This window comes from Palleronia sp. (assembly GCF_042089775.1).
Lineage (GTDB): Bacteria > Pseudomonadota > Alphaproteobacteria > Rhodobacterales > Rhodobacteraceae > Palleronia.
In genome coordinates, this window is the sequence record NZ_JBELKF010000010.1 from 20909 (window position 1) to 35950 (window position 15042).

Below are 15042 nucleotides of genomic sequence, written 5' to 3' on the forward strand. Positions count from 1 at the left end.
GCGGAGCGCAGATTTCAGATCAGATTATAGTCTTTTGCCCGTTGAATCGCCTCGGCGTTCGTGCGGGCGCTCAACTTCTCGCGGATCGCGCGGAAGCGAAATTTCAGGGCGGAATCCGATATGCCGATGAAAGCGGCGGCCTGCTTCATACGCATGCCCGCCGCGACGCATTCGATCGCCTCGATCTGCTTGACGGTCAACTCCAGTTCGCGGGGGAGCAGCTGGTGGATGTGCCGACCCAATTTCTCAAGCTCTTCCAGCTCTTTTGGAAGCAGTTCGCGATCCGCACGCGCGACACTGAAGATGCTGCGGCAGTTCTTGGGCCCTAACGATATCGCGGCGCCATACCTCAACCCGAACTCGGCCGCCTTTTGCATGACGCCGTATGGATCGGGCATGTCCGGATTGGACCACCTGAAGACACCGACGTGCTCAAGGCACCAGCCGACGATCGGGTCCCGCAGCGCATACCCGTTTGCGTTATAGTGTTCGACCCACTCCTGCGGATACGTACGGTCGAGCATCCGGCAGGAAAGACCCCGCAGATGCAGCATGACGGCGTAGCCGCACGGCCCGATTTTCTGGAGACCCCGGACGCTCTGATTCAGCCCAGCGTCCGGTGTTGTGTGGCAATTCATGTCAGGCGCCGGCAATCGGTTCATGGAAAACAGGAAGACAAAGTCTCGCGAACGATAGATGCGTCGCCTACACATCTGCAACACGAAAGATTCGCTGCTTACTCCCGCTGCCCGCACATGCGGCGCGCGCATTTCCTTAAATCGCGCGCCGTGCGCCCTTCGTTACGAGACCCGCCGACCTGCCCGAGCGGGGGGAAGGCTATCGATCAGACCCCGATCGTGAAGCTGGCTCCAGGTCCGCAGAGCCGCATCCCGATCTTTTGGCGTGTGAGCCTGGTCCAGCTGCTCTTCGAGGTAGCGCTGCATCTGCGAGTTGGTCTTGGGCTCTGCGGACCGAGGCTTGTCCTTGAAGCACTCGGCTTCGCTTGGGCTGGCGAAGACGTCGTGGTGGATCCCGGAGAACTCCCGCACCTGCGCGACTCGCTCGGGCGTGCAGTCGAGCAGCGCCGCCATCGCCGGAACCTTCCCCATCTGCGTCGTCGACCCGAGGTAGTCGTAAGGCGCGTTGTTCGACCGTTTCAGCACCTTGTTCATGATCGGGTCGATCACGGTGACGATGTCGCTGATACCCGCTGACATCGCCCATTCGAGCGAACCGATCATCAACTCGCTGGTCGCACCCGAGATCGTGCCCGGACCGCGCCCAAGGCTCAGGCGCTTGGTGTCGACACAGAAGCGCGTGGACTCCCAAACTGTGGGGCTTCTAAGCGGCGGCTCTCCACCCAAGATGGCGCTGAACACATCGGCCAGCATGTGCGGACCCGTGGTCTGAAGCGCCCTGACACACGAGACGACGTTCCCATCTTCGTTCACACCGATGACATATCCAGGGTCGAGAGCGTCGAACTGGTCGATTTCACGACCGTTCTCCACCTTGACGTCCCAGCCGAGCCGTCCCCCGAAGACCTGTGCCCGCAACTGGAACATGCGGTCGAGCAGGCCGGAGTATTCGTGGCGATTGAGGGCGTCGACGATAATGATCATTGCGAGTTCTCCCAGCATTTTTATGGGAGTTTGATCGTCATTTTCCGCAAGGGCAGCAATTGGGGAAATCCCGTAGGGTTGAGCGAGAAGTGGCCCAGTTCTACTCGGGGTCGATCAACCGTGCCTTGATCCCTCGGGCGACGGCCTGCGCCGTCGTCAACGCCCCGAGTTTCGTCCGCGCCGATCTGATGTGTACTTCCACGGTCCGGTCCGAAATTGCAAGGATTGCGGCGATATCGCGCTGAGTCTTGCCCACGGCAATCCATTGCAGGATCTCGATTTCGCGTCGGGACAGCGTCGGTCGCATGGCCGGGTGCGTCAGAAAGAACGCCTGCATGACGTTATCATGGACATGAACGGCCGCGGCCTGAAGATCGGGGATGATCCGCGCGTAAGTACGTGCCCACTGCTCTGGGGTGCCGCGCAGCGATACGCTCAGCATTCCGATGTCGCCGAACGGCCCCCTGACGGGAACGGTCGCCCCGTTTCGGGGTATGCCAAACTCGCTCGCCTGGTCGAGGAGCCGTCCGTACTCCCTGGTTTGCGGAATCCGGCTCCAGTCAACAGGCGCGATGCTCCGGCTGGCCAGTCGAAGGGTCGGATCGACCTTGGCAAAGTCATTCTCGCTGTAATGACGGACCCATTCGTCGGGATACGTGACGAATCCACGGATGTCGCCGCCCGACTGGTCCATACCCGCATAGGCCGCGTGATCCAGTTCAAGCCGGTCGCGCAGCTGGTACAGGAATTCCTGTAGAGTCTTGCTGGAGGTCTGCTCCAGGCCAATGTCAATCAGAGCCATGCGCGATCATCGCAATTCGGTCGGAACCGTCCAGACTGGTGTATTCTTCCCTCATCTCACGAAAATCGTCCATGCGCAGCATGAAAACGTACAGGGCTAGTGACAGCGGCGACCGGCCGCACCAGCATCACCGGAAAAAGGCGTCAAACTTGGGTGCCGCACCTGCTATCCTCGCACAATTCGTCTCTCTCCGGGTAAGTCCGAACAGCGGATTCCGTCTACGCTATCCCCCTGCCCCGCGCGCTCTGGGTCCGCGCGCGAAGCAGGGTGAGGAATCGCTCGGCCGCTGGCGTAGGAATGTCGTTGGCACGAGAGACGATGCCGAAATCCCTCACCACGATCTGCTCCGATATGGGCAGGACGGCGAGGCGACTCCCGAGCGCGGCGCGTTCAATGAAGAACTGCGACACTGCGTGCGCGATGGGGGCGATGGCGTTCGTGTCGTTGACGAGTGCTAGGGTGAACAGGATTGACGTTGTGCTGACCACGCGGGGCGGGACTGGCAGGCCAAGCTCCAGCAGGTGGCTTTCGGCCGCGCGCCGCAACAGCCCCCCCGGCGGCTGCATGACCCAGTCGAAGGCGAGGCAATCCGACAGCGACGGATTGATCTTCCGCGTCAGCGGATGGTCGAGCCGGACGAGCAGGCTGATAGGCTCGGGCCCGATCATGTCGATAGAAAAGGGGCGCGCGTCGGCCGCGTCGGGAATTCGCCCGATGTAAAAGTCGAGGTCGTCCGTCAGAAGTGCATCCGCCAGCCGGTCCGACGTGTCGACCTGCACGGTGACCGCGATCTCGGGATACGCGAGACGCACCTCGCGCTGGACCGGCAGCAAGTGCTCGAGCGACGGCCCGGTGACCGAGCCGACGCGGATGTGCCCGCGCACCCCGCCCTTCAGTTCCAAGACCTTCTGCGAGGCGCGATCCAGCCCCTTCAGCGTCTCGGTCGCCTGCACTGCCATGATACGCCCGGCCTCGGTCAGCTCGATGCCGCGCGGGTGCCGGACGTATAGCGGCGTGCCCACCATCGCCTCGAGCTGCACCATGAGGCGCGAAGCAGCCGGCTGCGTCATGCCCACATGCTGCGCAGCCGCGGCGATCTGGCCATGCTCGAGCAGCGCCGCGACGAGGCGAAGCTGCGAGAATTTCAGCCCCCGCCGGACCAAATCGCCGGTCGAGGAGATTTCTTTGGGATCGGTGCCTGACATGACAGTTCTGGTATATCCAAAAGCAAAATCGGAACTTGTTGAATATCTGTTAATAACGCAAGTCTGTCCTCGCCCACTTGAAGGGCCGCAGAAGAAGACGGGGCCCCATTGCCCCGGCTGAGGGGAGGAATACCATGACACTGACGCGACGCGCTCTTGGCGCTACCGCGCTTGCTGCGCTTTTGGCGCTGCCGGCTTACGCCCAGGACAAGGGCACCATCGGCATCGCGATGCCGACGAAGTCTTCCGCACGGTGGATCGCCGACGGCGAGAACATGGTGAAGCAGTTCGAGGAAGCCGGCTACGCGACCGACCTGCAATACGCCGAGGACGACATCCCGAACCAGCTCGCGCAGATCGAGAACATGGTCACCAAGGGCGTGGACGCGCTGGTGGTCGCTGCAATCGACGGCACGACGCTGACCAATGTGCTTGCCAACGCCGCGGCAATGGACATCCCGGTCGTCGCCTATGACCGGCTGATCCGCGATTCCGGCGACGTGAGCTACTACGCCACCTTCGACAACTTTCAGGTTGGCGTGCAACAGGCGAACACGCTCGTGGGTGGCCTCGAAGAGCGCTTCCCCGACCAGGAAACGTGGAATGTCGAACTCTTCGGCGGTTCGCCGGACGACAACAACGCGTATTTCTTCTACGACGGCGCGATGAGCGTGCTGCAGCCACTCATCGACTCCGGGAAGATCAACATCGTGTCCGGGCAGAGCGGCATGGACACGGTCGGAACGCTGCGCTGGGATGGCTCGGTCGCGCAGGCGCGCATGGATAACCTGCTTTCGGCCAACTACACCGACCAGCGGGTCCACGGCGTCCTGTCGCCCTATGACGGTCTGTCGATCGGCATCATCTCGTCCCTGCGGGGCGTGGGCTACGGCTCGGGCGACATGGCCATGCCCATCGTCACCGGCCAGGATGCGGAGATCCCGTCGATCAAGGCGATCATCCGCGGCGACCAGTATTCCACGATCTTCAAGGATACGCGCGAACTGGCCGGCGTAACGGTCGGCATGGTCGACGCGCTGCTGCAGGGCGGCGAGCCGCAGATCAACGACACCGTGACCTACGACAACGGCGTGAAGGTCGTGCCGTCCTACCTTCTCGAGCCCATGCCGGTTACCGCCGACAACTGGGAAGACGTGCTGGTGGGCTCTGGCTACTATTCCAAAGACCAGATCCAGTGATCTTCCCGCGGGCGGCGCACATAGCGCCGCCCGACCCGATCCCCGCCTTCAGCGGCCGCGGATCATAAAAGACCAAGGAAAATACGACATGGCCACCCTGCTCGAGATGCGGGAGATCACCAAGGAATTTCCCGGCGTAAAGGCGTTGGACCGCGTGAACCTCAAGGTCGAGGAGGGCGAGATCCACGCCCTGGTCGGCGAGAACGGTGCCGGCAAGTCGACCCTGATGAAGGTGCTGTCGGGGGTCTATCCGCACGGCTCCTATACCGGCGACATCCTCTATGACGGCGAGGTCCAGCAGTTCCGTGGGATACGCGACAGCGAAAGCCGCGGTATCATCATCATCCATCAGGAACTGGCGCTCATCCCCCTTCTGTCGGTGGCCGAGAACATCTTTCTCGGGAACGAGCGCGCGTCCGGCGGCATCATCAACTGGCACGAGACCGAACGCCGCGCGAAAGAGCTGCTTGAGCGCGTCGGGCTGAATGAAAGCCCCAACGCCATCGTCGCCGACCTTGGTCTGGGCAAGCAGCAGATGGTCGAGATCGCCAAGGCGCTGTCCAAGGACGTGCGCCTGCTGATCCTGGACGAGCCGACCTCGTCCCTGAACGAGCAGGACAGCGCCAAGCTGCTGGCCCTGCTGAAGGAATTCCGCAACCAGGGCGTCACTTCGATCCTCATCAGCCATAAGCTTAACGAGATCCGCCAGGTCGCCGACACGGTCACCGTGATCCGTGACGGCTCGGCCGTCGCGCGTCTCGATTGCCACGAGGGCATCAGCGAAGGCGACATCATCAGCGGCATGGTCGGCCGTCCGCTCGACGACCGTTATCCGCAGCGCACTCCGAACATCCGCCCCGAGATCGCGATGGAGGTCGAGAACTGGACCGTCCACCACCCTGTCCAGTCCGACCGGGCCGTGGTCAAGGACGTCTCTTTCCACGTGAAGCGCGGCGAGGTGCTGGGCATCGCGGGCCTGATGGGCGCCGGACGGACTGAGCTTGCCATGAGCCTTTTCGGCCGCTCCTACGGGCGCGACATCTCGGGGACAGCCCGCATCAATGGCGAGGTCGCCGACCTGTCCACGGTGCGCTCGGCGATCAACGCGGGCCTCGCCTACGCGACCGAGGACCGAAAGACCTACGGGCTGGTGCTTGACGACACGATCCGGCGGAACGTGCCGCTGGCGAAGCTGGACGCGGTTGCCGACGGGGTCGTCGTTAACAGCACGCGCGAAGCCGAGGTGGCGACACGCTACCGCGAGCGGCTCGCCATCAAGTCAAGCTCGATCGAGCAGGAAACCGGGAACCTCTCGGGCGGGAACCAGCAAAAGGTCGTCCTGTCCAAGTGGCTCTTTGCCGACCCAGAGGTGCTGATCCTCGACGAGCCCTGCCGGGGCATTGATGTCGGCGCGAAATTCGAAATCTACACGGTGATCCGCGACCTCGCCGCCAGCGGCAAGGCCATCGTCGTGATCTCGTCCGAGATGCCCGAACTGTTGGGCATCACCGACCGTCTTTACGTCATGAATGAGGGCCGCTTCGTCGCCGAGATGGCCACAGCCGAAGCGAGCCAGGAGAAGATCATGGAGTGCATCATCAAGTCCGGGGAGCCCGCGCAATGACTCACCTCGTCGACAGCACAGTGAATACCCCCGCCGAAACCCAATCCGGCGCTAGCTGGCGGTTCCTGAAGAACCACCTGCGCGAATACGGCATCCTGTTCGCGCTCATCGCGATCATGGCATTCTTCCAGGTTGCGACGGGCGGCATCCTGCTGAAGCCGGTCAACCTCACGAACCTGGTCCTGCAAAACTCCTACATCGTCATCATGGCGATCGGGATGCTGCTGGTGATCGTCGCGGGCCATATCGACCTCAGCGTGGGATCGGTCCTTGGCTTCATCGGCGCACTCGCCGCAGTCATGATCGTGAACTGGGACGTGCCCTACCTGCTGGCGGGGGTTCTTTGCCTCGTCGTAGGTGCGCTGATCGGCATGGCGCAGGGCTTCTGGGTCGCCTATTTCCGCATACCGTCGTTCATCGTGACGCTCGCGGGGATGCTCGTCTTCAAGGGTCTCACGCTTTGGCTGCTGGCCGGCCAGTCGGTCGGCCCCTTCCCCCGTCAGTTCCAGCTGATCTCGTCGGGCTTCGTGCCGGACCTCTTCGCGATGGAGGGCTTCAACCTGATGTCCTTCGTGATCGGTCTCGCGATCGCGAGCGTTCTGACAGTGCTCTTGATCCGCAACCGCATCGTGCAGGCCCGGACCGGCACGCCCGAGGAACCTTTCGCCTTCTTCGCCGCCAAGACCGCGATCATCTTCTTCGGTATCACCTGGATGAGCTGGCTCATGGCCGACTTCCGCGGCCTGCCCAATGTCTTCATCGTCATGGCGCTGCTCATCGCCGTCTATTCCTTCGTGACCAGCCGCACCACGACGGGCCGGCGCATCTACGCCATCGGCGGGAATGAGAAGGCGGCGATGCTGTCGGGCATCAACTCGCGCCGCCTGGTCTTCCTGACCTTCGCCAACATGGGGATGCTGGCCGCGCTGGCAGGCCTTGTCTTCGCCGCGCGCCTCAACACTGCGACGCCCAAGGCCGGTGCGGGGTTCGAGCTTGACGTGATCGCCGCCGTCTTCATCGGCGGGGCGTCCATGGCCGGCGGCGTCGGCACCGTGGTCGGTGCGGTCATCGGCGCCTTCATCATGGGCGTGATGAACAACGGCATGTCCATCCTCGGCATCGGGATCGACTACCAGCAGGTGATCAAGGGCCTCGTCCTGCTCGCCGCGGTGATCTTCGACGTCATGAACAAGAAGAAAGGGTGAGGCGCATGCTGCTCTCTCAGTACATCAACGATGACGGCCGCCCGCAGGTCGTCGCCCGCGAAGGCTCGGAAGCCTACGACGTCAAGACCGACCGGTCGCTTTACGACCTGGCCCTCGAGGCGGCGGAGACCGGCGCTTCGATACGCGACCACATCCTCGGACTCAGCCTGAACGGTGCGGTCGATCTCGAGCGGCTCCTGATCGAAGGGCGGGTCCTGCCGCCCCTGCTGCACCCCGATCCGGCGCATCTGCACCTGACCGGCACCGGTCTGACGCATCTGGGCTCGGCGTCGACTCGCGCCTCGATGCACGCAAAGAAGCCCGAGGACGAGACGGACTCGATGCGCATGTTCCGCATGGGTGTCGAAGGCGGCAAGCCCACGAACGGGCGGGCCGGCGTCCAGCCCGAATGGTTCTACAAGGGCAATGGTGCGGCGCTGGTGCGGCCGGGTGCGGCGCTCGAGAGCCCGGGCTTCGCGCTCGATGGCGGAGAAGAGCCCGAGGTCGCAGGCATCTACGTGATCGGCAAGGACGGCACGCCGTTCCGGGTCGGCTTTGCGCTCGCCAACGAGTTCTCGGACCACGTGACGGAGCGGCAGAACTACCTCTACCTCGCCCATTCCAAGCTGCGCCCCTGCTCCTTCGGTCCCGAACTGCTGGTGGGCGAGCTGCCGGAAACCGTGGAGGGCGTCAGCCGCATCCGCCGCGACGACGAGGTCATCTTCGAAAAGCCGTTCCTGTCGGGCGAAGCGAACATGTCCCACTCGATCCGCAACCTCGAGCATCACCACTTCAAGTACGCCCTGTTCCGGCAACCGGGCGACGTCCACGTCCACATGTTCGGCACCGCCACCCTGTCCTTTGCCGACGGCATAAGCACCCAGGACGGCGACGTGTTCGAGATCGAGGCCTCCCCCTTCGGGCTGCCGCTGAGAAATCCCCTCGCCTATCGCCCCATTGGCGAGGTCGAGGCCATGACCGAGATACGGGTGCTTTGATGACGTTCAAACCGGCAGAATGGCCCCGCAGGCTGCGCAGCCAGGAATGGTACGGCGGCACGAGCCGCGACAACATCTACCACCGCGGCTGGCTCAAGAACCAAGGCTACCCGCACGACCTGTTCGACGGGCGCCCGGTCATCGCCATCCTCAACACCTGGGGCGAACTGACGCCGTGCAACGGGCACCTGCGCGAGCTCGCCGAGAAGGTGAAGGCCGGGATCTGGGAGGCCGGTGGCTTTCCGCTGGAAGTGCCGGTCTTCTCGGCCTCGGAAAACACGTTCCGCCCGACGGCCATGATGTACCGCAACCTCGCGGCGATGGCCGTCGAAGAGGTGATGCGCGCGCAGCCGATCGACGGCGCGGTCCTTCTGGTTGGCTGCGACAAGACCACGCCGTCGCTTCTGATGGGGGCGGCGTCGACCGACATCCCGTCCATCGTCGTGACCGGCGGACCGATGCTGAACGGCTGGTTTCGGGGCGAGCGTGTCGGCTCGGGCACCGCACTCTGGCAGATGTCCGAGGACATCAAAGCCGGGAAGATGACGCAGGAAGAGTTCCTGGAGGCCGAGCAGGCGATGAACCGCTCGAGCGGCACCTGCAACACGATGGGCACCGCATCGACCATGGCCTCCATGGCCGAGGCCTTGGGAATGGCGCTGTCCGGCAACGCCGCGATACCGGCCGTCGACGCCCGGCGGCGGGTTATGGCGCAGATCTCGGGTCGCCGCATCGTCGAGATGGTGAAGCAGGACCTCAAGCCCTCGGACGTCCTGACCAAGCAGGCTTTCGAGAACGCGATCCGGTGCAACGGCGCCATCGGCGGCTCGACCAACGCGGTGGTGCACCTGCTTGCCCTTGCCGGGCGGGTCGGCGTCGACATCACGCTCGACGACTGGGACCGCCTGGGCCGCGACGTGCCGACGATCGTCAACCTGATGCCCTCGGGCAAGTACCTGATGGAAGAGTTCTTCTATGCCGGCGGTCTGCCCGTCGTGCTGAAGCGGCTGGGCGAGGCGTCCATGCTGAACAAGGACTCGCTGACCGTCTCGGGCGAAACGATCTGGGACGAGGTGAAGGACGCGACAAACTGGAACGAGGACGTCATCCTGCCGGTTGAAAAGGCGCTGACCGCCTCGGGCGGCATCGCCGTGCTGCGCGGGAACCTCGCCCCGAACGGCGCCGTCCTCAAGCCTTCGGCCGCCAGTGCGCACCTGATGACCCATCGCGGGCGGGCCGTCGTGTTCGAGGATATCGACGACTACAAGGCACGCATCAACGATGAGAATCTCGATATCGACGAGACCTGCGTGATGGTGCTGAAGAACTGCGGCCCCAAAGGCTATCCCGGGATGTCCGAGGTCGGCAACATGGGGCTTCCGCCCAAGGTGCTGCGCCGCGGGATCAAGGACATGGTCCGCATTTCGGACGCGCGCATGTCCGGCACGGCCTACGGGACGGTTGTCCTGCACACCTCGCCCGAGGCTGCGGTCGGCGGCCCCTTGGCGATCGTGCGCAGCGGCGACATGATCGAGCTCGACGTCGCGGCACGGCGTCTGCATCTCGACGTCCCCGAAGAAGAGATCGAGCGCCGGCTGAGCGAATGGACCGCCCGCACCGACGCGCCCGAAAGCGGCTACGCGAAGCTGTTCCACGACCACGTGGAAGGCGCCGACACCGGGGCGGATTTCGACTTTCTCAAAGGTTGCCGAGGACGGGAGGTGCCCAAGGACAGTCACTGACGGTGCTTGTTACGATTTGAGGTGTGAGCAGGGAGGAGGCCCCGCTTATCGGGGCAGGATCATAAGCGCGAGGCGCGGCGCGAAAGCCGGCCATCGCAGAATTTCATAGGGAGAGAGACATGATTAAGACCTTGATGACCAGCGCGGCGATGATCGCGTGTGCGGCCGCTGCCTCGGCGCAAACCGTCGGCTTTTCGCAGATCGGCTCGGAGTCGGGCTGGCGCGCCGCCGAGACCACGCTGACCCGGCAGCAGGCCGAAGAGCGCGGCATTGACCTGAAGTTCTCGGACGCGCAGCAGCGCCAGGAGAACCAGATCGCCGCCATCCGCTCGTTCGTGGCGCAGGGCGTCGACGCCATCCTGCTCGCCCCGGTCGTCGCGACCGGCTGGGACAGCGTGCTCGAAGAAGCCAAGGAATCCGAGATCCCCGTCGTCCTGCTCGACCGCAAGGTCGACGCGCCAGACGACCTTTACCTGACCGCCGTGGGTTCGGACCTCGTTCACGAGGGCGAGGTGGCCGGCCAGTGGCTGGTCGAAGAGGTCGGCGACCGCGAGTGCCGCATCGTCGAGCTTCAGGGCACCACGGGCTCCTCCCCCGCCATCGACCGTGCGGAGGGTTTCCGCAACGCGATCGAGGGTCACGACAACATGGAGATCGTGCGCTCGCAGACCGGCGACTTCACCCGCACCGGCGGCAAGGAAGTGATGGAAAGCTTCCTGCAGGCCGAGTCCGGCAACGAGATCTGCGCCCTCTACGCGCATAACGACGACATGGCCCTCGGCGCGATCCAGGCCATCAACGAGGCCGGCATGAATCCCGGCGAGGACGTCCTGATCGTGTCCATCGACGCGGTGCCGGACATCTTTCAGGCGATGGCCAAGGGCGATGCGAACGCCACGGTCGAGCTGACGCCGAACATGGCCGGCCCCGCCTTCGACGCGCTCGAGGCCTACTGGCAGGACGGAACGACCCCCGAGAAGTTCATCCAAACGGAATCCAAGCTCTACACGCAGAGCGACGACCCGATGGCCGAATACGAGGCACGCAAGGACTTGGGCTACTGATCCAGCGACCGGGGCGGACTCTCCGCCCCGGTCATCTGCAGCTGCGAAAGGGGTTCCCATGCTGCTTTCAATCCGCTCCCTCTCGAAGTCCTTTCCCGGCACCAAGGCGCTGGATGGGGTGGATTTCGATCTGAAGGCCGGCGAAGTCCACGCGCTGCTGGGCGAAAACGGCGCAGGCAAGTCCACGTTGATCAAGTGCATGACCGGCGCCTATCGCAGGGACGAAGGCGAAATCCTGCTTGAGGGCAAGCCGGTCTCGCCCTCTTCCACCTCTGAGGCGCAGGAACTCGGAATCGGCACCGTCTATCAGGAGGTCAACCTCCTGCCGAACCTCACCGTCGCGCAGAACCTGACCTTCGGGCGCGAACCGCGGCGCTTTGGCCTTGTTTCGGCCAAGGCCCAGCGCGAGATGGCGCGCGAGATGCTGTCGGGCTACGGGCTCGAGATCGACGTCAGCCGCGATCTCGGCTCCTATTCCGTCGCCGTTCAGCAGGTGGTCGCCATTGCGCGCGCCGTCGCGCTGTCGGGCAAAGTCCTGATTCTTGACGAGCCCACCGCCAGCCTCGATGCGGCCGAGGTGCGGATGCTCTTCGACGTGGTGCGCGACCTGCGCGACCGCGGTCTTGGAATCGTTTTCGTCTCGCATTTCCTCGACCAGGTCTTCGAGCTTTGCGACCGCCTGACCGTGCTGCGCAACGGACGGAAGATAACTACCGAGGTCACGGCCGATCTGGACCGCCTGAAGCTGATCGAACACATGCTGGGGCGCGAGCTTGAAGGCGCACCCGAGGATGAGCGGCAAAAGACCGTCGCCGCGCACGAGGAACGCCCCGAACTGCTCCGTTTCGAAGGAACCGGCCGACCGGGAGTCGTTGCGCCTTTCGATCTGGCTGTCCGCGAGGGCGAAGTCATCGGCCTCGCCGGGCTGCTGGGCTCGGGGCGGACCGAAAGCGCCGAGTTGATCTTCGGGGTCCGCTCGCCCCAGACCGGCACGACGCACGACGCCAAAGGCACGGTCGATCACGGCAACCCCCGCGAGGCCATCCGCGCCGGCTTCGGCTTCGCGCCCGAGGACCGCAAGACCGACGGCATCATCGCCGATCTCTCGGTTCGCGAGAACATCATCTTGGCGCTTCAGGCAAGGCGCGGCTGGACCAACCCCATCCCGCGGGGCGAGCAGAACAAGCTGGCCGACGACTACATCCACCGCCTCGATATCCGCACGTCGGACGCCGAAAAGGCGGTCGGCGACCTGTCGGGCGGCAACCAGCAGAAGGTCGTCTTGGCGCGCTGGCTGGCGATGAACCCGCGGTTCCTCATCCTCGACGAACCCACGCGCGGGATCGATGTCGGCGCCCATGCCGAGATCCTGCGCCTGATCCACCAGATGACAGCCGAGGGCATGTCCCTGCTGGTCATCTCGTCCGAGTTCGACGAGCTGGTGGCGGTGTCCGACCGGATCATCGTCCTCAGGGACCGCCGCCACACCCACCAGCTGACCGGGAGCGAGGTCACGACCGACGCCATCGTGCGGGCCATAGCCGCCCCCGATGCAGCCGACGCAGAGACGCGGGGAGCCGCCTGATGAAACGTGCCCTCGCCCGTGTCGCGCCGCAATTGCTGACGCTCGTCCTGCTCGTCGCGCTCGTCTCTCTGTTCTTTCCCCAGTTCCTGTCGATCGACTATGAGGGCGGCCGGCTGTCCGGCCCTGTCATCGACGTGCTGAAGCGCGGCGCGCCCGTTGCGCTTCTCGCGGTCGGGATGACGCTGGTCATCGCGACGCGGGGCATCGACCTGTCCGTCGGGACCGTGATGGCCATTACCGGCGCCACCGCAGCCTGGGCCATTGCGTCAGGATGGGGCGTCGGCATCGCCGTGCTGCTGGCTCTGGTCGCGGGCCTCGTCTGCGGGTTCTGGAACGGCTGCCTCGTCGCACTGGTGGGCATCCAGCCGATCGTCGCGACGCTGATCCTGATGACCTCGGGACGCGGCATCGCCCAGCTGATCACCGAGGGCCGCATCCTGACCTTCAACGATCCAGCCTTCTCGTGGCTCGGGTCGGGCATCCTGTTGGGCCTTCCGGTGCCGGTCTTCATCTGGGTCCTGACCGCCGTCGCGGTGGCACTTCTGATGCGCCGGACGGCACTGGGGCTGCTGGTCGAGGCGATCGGCATCAATCGCTCGGCCTCGGCGCTCGCCGGGATCAACGCCACCGTGCTGCTGATCGCGGTCTACATGGCCTCGGGCCTCTGCGCCGCGCTGGCAGGCATCATCGCGACCGCCGACATCCGTGGCGCGGACGCAAACAATGCCGGCCTCTGGCTCGAGCTCGACGCGATCCTGGCAGTCGTGATCGGAGGCAACTCGCTGCTTGGCGGGCGGTTCTCGATCGCGGCTTCGGTGCTGGGTGCGATGATCATCCAGACCATCAATACCGGCATCCTGCTCGCCGGCTTCCCGTCAGAGTACAACCTCGTCATCAAGGCGGGCCTCGTGCTGATCATCCTCGTCGTCCAGTCGCCGAACCTCACCGGGCATTGGCAAATGCTGCGACAGACCCTGGACCGGCAGCGCGAACCGAAGCCCGCCCGCACGGGAGCGAACTCATGACCGTCAACCCGCGGCTCTATCCCCTGCTCGTCACCATCGGGATCTTCCTGCTGGCCTACCTCGTGTGCTGGATTCAATTCCCCTACATGCTCTCGACGCGGGTGGCGGGGAACCTGCTGACGGACAACGCCTATCTCGGCATCGTCGCGGTCGGCATGACACTGGTGATCCTGTCGGGCGGCATCGATCTTTCGGTCGGGTCGGTCATTGCTTTCTCGGGCGTCTTCATCGCGGTCCTGCTGCGCGACACCGGTCTGCATCCCTTGGCGGTCTTTGCGCTGCTGCTCGTGGTGACGACGGCGTTCGGCGCGGCGATGGGCGGCGTCATCCACCTGCTCAGAATGCCCGCCTTCATCGTGACCCTCGCCGGCATGTTCCTTGCCCGAGGGGCGGCCTACATGCTGACGATCGACTCGGTGCCGATCGACCACCCGTTCTACGCCTTCATCAAGGACTCCTATTGGCTGATGCCGGGCAAGGGCCGGCTGACGGTGATCGGGGTCGTGATGCTGCTGACTGTGGTCGTGGGCTCGCTCATCACGCACCGCACCCGGTTTGGCGCCAGCGTCTTTGCCATCGGCGGCGGCGAGCAGAGCGCGCGGCTGATGGGGGTTCGCGTGGGCCCCACGACGGTCGGCATCTACGCGTTCTCCGGCTTCATGGCGGGACTCTCTGGGATCGTCTTCTCGATCTACACCGGCTCCGGCTATCCGCTCGCCACGGTGGGCACAGAGCTTACGGCCATCGCGGCGGTCGTCATCGGTGGCACGCTGCTGACCGGCGGGGCCGGCTATGTGATGGGGACGCTGTTCGGCGTCCTGACGATGGGTCTGATCCAGACCTACATCGTTTTCGACGGCACGCTGTCCAGCTGGTGGACGAAGATCGTGATCGGCGTGCTCCTCCTTCTCTTCATCCTCCTGCAACGGGGCCTTCTGCGCGTGACCAGCCTTCGCGCATGAAGTGGCTAC

Annotated in this window: 13 protein-coding genes; 9 read left to right on the forward strand and 4 right to left on the reverse strand. The window is 64.4% G+C overall.

The window, feature by feature from the left end; translation table 11 throughout:
- Positions 1 to 14 precede the first annotated feature (14 nt).
- From ACFDS3_RS04470 to ACFDS3_RS04485, 4 genes are all read right to left on the reverse strand, one after another.
- The gene (locus tag ACFDS3_RS04470; RefSeq protein WP_375261143.1) at positions 15 to 554 is read right to left on the reverse strand and encodes an autoinducer binding domain-containing protein; all 540 of its coding nucleotides are present in this window, start codon (positions 552 to 554) and stop codon (positions 15 to 17) included.
- 246 nt (positions 555 to 800) lie between these two features.
- Positions 801 to 1622 (reverse strand): acyl-homoserine-lactone synthase, encoded by an 822-nt coding sequence (locus tag ACFDS3_RS04475; protein WP_375261144.1) that lies wholly within the window; start codon positions 1620 to 1622, stop codon positions 801 to 803.
- A 100-nt stretch (positions 1623 to 1722) separates the two neighbouring features.
- On the reverse strand, positions 1723 to 2424 hold the full coding sequence (locus tag ACFDS3_RS04480; RefSeq protein ID WP_375261145.1) for an autoinducer binding domain-containing protein: 702 nt from the start codon (positions 2422 to 2424) through the stop codon (positions 1723 to 1725).
- 218 nt (positions 2425 to 2642) lie between these two features.
- On the reverse strand, positions 2643 to 3629 hold the full coding sequence (locus tag ACFDS3_RS04485) for a LysR family transcriptional regulator (RefSeq protein ID WP_375261146.1): 987 nt from the start codon (positions 3627 to 3629) through the stop codon (positions 2643 to 2645).
- Between the two features lie 134 nt (positions 3630 to 3763).
- On the opposite strand from ACFDS3_RS04485, the gene chvE reads away from it, so the two are divergent.
- The 9 genes from chvE (at position 3764) to yjfF (ending at position 15033) form a co-directional block, all read left to right on the forward strand.
- A complete protein-coding gene (gene chvE, locus ACFDS3_RS04490) occupies positions 3764 to 4828 on the forward strand; it encodes a multiple monosaccharide ABC transporter substrate-binding protein (RefSeq protein ID WP_375261147.1) in 1065 nt (354 codons plus the stop codon).
- An 88-nt stretch (positions 4829 to 4916) separates the two neighbouring features.
- Positions 4917 to 6452, forward strand: coding sequence for a multiple monosaccharide ABC transporter ATP-binding protein (mmsA, locus tag ACFDS3_RS04495; RefSeq protein ID WP_375261148.1), 1536 nt, complete (start codon positions 4917 to 4919; stop codon positions 6450 to 6452).
- Positions 6449 to 7657 (forward strand): multiple monosaccharide ABC transporter permease, encoded by a 1209-nt coding sequence (gene mmsB, locus ACFDS3_RS04500; RefSeq protein WP_375261149.1) that lies wholly within the window; start codon positions 6449 to 6451, stop codon positions 7655 to 7657. Before mmsA ends, mmsB begins: the two co-directional genes overlap by 4 nt.
- Positions 7658 to 7662: 5 nt before the next feature.
- Positions 7663 to 8655 (forward strand): AraD1 family protein, encoded by a 993-nt coding sequence (gene araD1, locus ACFDS3_RS04505; protein ID WP_375261150.1) that lies wholly within the window; start codon positions 7663 to 7665, stop codon positions 8653 to 8655.
- Positions 8655 to 10397, forward strand: a complete 1743-nt coding sequence (araD, locus tag ACFDS3_RS04510) for an L-arabinonate dehydratase (RefSeq protein WP_375261151.1) — start codon at positions 8655 to 8657, stop codon at positions 10395 to 10397. The genes araD1 and araD overlap by 1 nt, the downstream gene beginning before the upstream one ends.
- A gap of 119 nt (positions 10398 to 10516) precedes the next feature.
- The gene (gene ytfQ, locus ACFDS3_RS04515; protein WP_375261152.1) at positions 10517 to 11461 is read left to right on the forward strand and encodes a galactofuranose ABC transporter, galactofuranose-binding protein YtfQ; all 945 of its coding nucleotides are present in this window, start codon (positions 10517 to 10519) and stop codon (positions 11459 to 11461) included.
- 58 nt (positions 11462 to 11519) lie between these two features.
- The gene (locus tag ACFDS3_RS04520; RefSeq protein ID WP_375261153.1) at positions 11520 to 13046 is read left to right on the forward strand and encodes a sugar ABC transporter ATP-binding protein; all 1527 of its coding nucleotides are present in this window, start codon (positions 11520 to 11522) and stop codon (positions 13044 to 13046) included.
- On the forward strand, positions 13046 to 14071 hold the full coding sequence (locus tag ACFDS3_RS04525) for an ABC transporter permease (RefSeq protein WP_375261154.1): 1026 nt from the start codon (positions 13046 to 13048) through the stop codon (positions 14069 to 14071). The genes ACFDS3_RS04520 and ACFDS3_RS04525 overlap by 1 nt, the downstream gene beginning before the upstream one ends.
- Positions 14068 to 15033, forward strand: a complete 966-nt coding sequence (yjfF, locus tag ACFDS3_RS04530; RefSeq protein WP_375261155.1) for a galactofuranose ABC transporter, permease protein YjfF — start codon at positions 14068 to 14070, stop codon at positions 15031 to 15033. The genes ACFDS3_RS04525 and yjfF overlap by 4 nt, the downstream gene beginning before the upstream one ends.
- Positions 15034 to 15042 lie beyond the last annotated feature (9 nt).

Bases quoted from the DNA above. Each gene is read 5' to 3' on its own strand.
- ACFDS3_RS04470 (WP_375261143.1), bottom strand. From the start codon at position 554: ATGCTGCATCTGCGGGGTCTTTCCTGCCGGATGCTCGACCGTACGTAT.
- ACFDS3_RS04475 (WP_375261144.1), bottom strand. From the start codon at position 1,622: ATGATCATTATCGTCGACGCCCTCAATCGCCACGAATACTCCGGCCTG.
- ACFDS3_RS04480 (WP_375261145.1), bottom strand. From the start codon at position 2,424: ATGGCTCTGATTGACATTGGCCTGGAGCAGACCTCCAGCAAGACTCTA.
- ACFDS3_RS04485 (WP_375261146.1), bottom strand. From the start codon at position 3,629: ATGTCAGGCACCGATCCCAAAGAAATCTCCTCGACCGGCGATTTGGTC.
- chvE (WP_375261147.1), top strand. From the start codon at position 3,764: ATGACACTGACGCGACGCGCTCTTGGCGCTACCGCGCTTGCTGCGCTT.
- mmsA (WP_375261148.1), top strand. From the start codon at position 4,917: ATGGCCACCCTGCTCGAGATGCGGGAGATCACCAAGGAATTTCCCGGC.
- mmsB (WP_375261149.1), top strand. From the start codon at position 6,449: ATGACTCACCTCGTCGACAGCACAGTGAATACCCCCGCCGAAACCCAA.
- araD1 (WP_375261150.1), top strand. From the start codon at position 7,663: ATGCTGCTCTCTCAGTACATCAACGATGACGGCCGCCCGCAGGTCGTC.
- araD (WP_375261151.1), top strand. From the start codon at position 8,655: ATGACGTTCAAACCGGCAGAATGGCCCCGCAGGCTGCGCAGCCAGGAA.
- ytfQ (WP_375261152.1), top strand. From the start codon at position 10,517: ATGATTAAGACCTTGATGACCAGCGCGGCGATGATCGCGTGTGCGGCC.
- ACFDS3_RS04520 (WP_375261153.1), top strand. From the start codon at position 11,520: ATGCTGCTTTCAATCCGCTCCCTCTCGAAGTCCTTTCCCGGCACCAAG.
- ACFDS3_RS04525 (WP_375261154.1), top strand. From the start codon at position 13,046: ATGAAACGTGCCCTCGCCCGTGTCGCGCCGCAATTGCTGACGCTCGTC.
- yjfF (WP_375261155.1), top strand. From the start codon at position 14,068: ATGACCGTCAACCCGCGGCTCTATCCCCTGCTCGTCACCATCGGGATC.